This is a genomic window from Comamonas sp. E6, from assembly GCF_001010305.1.
GTDB lineage: Bacteria > Pseudomonadota > Gammaproteobacteria > Burkholderiales > Burkholderiaceae_C > Comamonas > Comamonas thiooxydans.
The window spans coordinates 1-1366 of the sequence record NZ_BBXH01000063.1; the positions used below are offsets into that span (position 1 = coordinate 1).

The window sequence follows — 1366 nt, forward strand, 5'->3', positions numbered from 1 at the left end:
CCGCATCCCCGTTTTGAGTGGAAATCAACAGGGGAGTGCATGGACAGCCCTAATGGCGGTATCGACGTAGCTTTCTTGCTAGAGGCCAGCGCTTTGAAAATGCGAGCCATTTCTAAAGCCCAGAACTCAAAAAAGGCTATGTTCCTCAAGCATTTTGATCGCTTGTAAACTTTAGTCCCCCTTGGGGAGTAGCCTGCTTCCACCCTGGAAGCGCATGCGTGAACATACTCGGCATTCAATTTGCTGTGGCGTATGCATCCGTTCTTCGGTTGGCGAGACCATAGGCATTTCATCGCGACGAGCTCGGGCCGCGGTGAGATGCCGTTGTGCTCATGCCCGACCGTTAAGAATGAATTCCCCATGAATGCCGCTTCTATCTTGCTCCTGGCCTTTGCCATGTCCACCGATGCCTTTGCCGCAGCCGTCGGCAAAGGTTCTGCGCTACTCAAACCGCGCTGGTCTGAAGCATTGAGGACTGGCGCCATCTTCGGTGTCATCGAAGCCATCACACCCTTGGTAGGTTGGGCGCTGGGCTATGCGGCTTCAGATTACGTCAAGGCCTGGGACCACTGGATCGCCTTTGTGCTGCTTCTGGTGCTAGGTGGAAGAATGTTGATCGGGGCAATCAAAGTGCCTGATGGTGAAGAGCCCAGGAAACCTGCACGACATGGCTTCTGGCTATTAGTTGCAACTGGATTTGCAACAAGCATTGATGCCATGGCCGTGGGCGTAGGACTTGCTTTTCTGGACGTAAGCATCGCCACCGTTGCTCTCGCTATCGGCTTCGCAACATTCGCAATGGTGACGTTGGGCGTGATGGTCGGGCGTGTACTGGGGAATATTGCTGGGCGCTGGGCCGAAGCCATCGGCGGTGTCCTGCTGATCGGTATTGGCTCGATCATTTTGTACGAACATTTAGTCGCTATCTAATTCAATTGATTGAGATTTAGATGCCGGCTTCAGTTCGAGTGGGGTCGGCCACTCAGTACAGTCAGAGTAGGCAGTGAGCTAGAACAGGAGCGGTCCACTTTTGCCCTCGCCAGTAGTATCTTCCTTTCCTACAACTGGCTCCGCTTCTGTTTGTAGCAGAGCAAATTCAGCACAGATATGAAGGCTCGGACCCTTTGTGGCACAGAGGAGTACAGCCACAAGTAGAAAGGTTCGGTAGAGCCGCTTCGGCCAGCGTGACCGGCACCAAGCCTACACCGGCGAGCATCCACTGCACCCACAGGTGCGATCACGCCAAGCCCAAGTTTCTCAGGCGCGGCACATGCTTCAAACACTCAAGGGGGCCTCTGGTCAGTCAATTCAAAACCAACGGGAGGAGCGATACATATGGCGAAGCTCATCGCAGGCATTGCAAACT

At 54.1% G+C, this 1366-nt stretch carries 1 protein-coding gene; it reads left to right on the forward strand.

Going from position 1 to position 1366, the window contains the following annotated elements:
- Positions 1-360 precede the first annotated feature (360 nt).
- On the forward strand, positions 361-930 hold the full coding sequence (mntP, locus tag CSE6_RS25900) for a manganese efflux pump MntP (protein ID WP_059441890.1): 570 nt from the start codon (positions 361-363) through the stop codon (positions 928-930).
- Positions 931-1366 lie beyond the last annotated feature (436 nt).

Bases quoted from the DNA above. Each gene is read 5' to 3' on its own strand.
- mntP (WP_059441890.1), top strand. From the start codon at position 361: ATGAATGCCGCTTCTATCTTGCTCCTGGCCTTTGCCATGTCCACCGAT.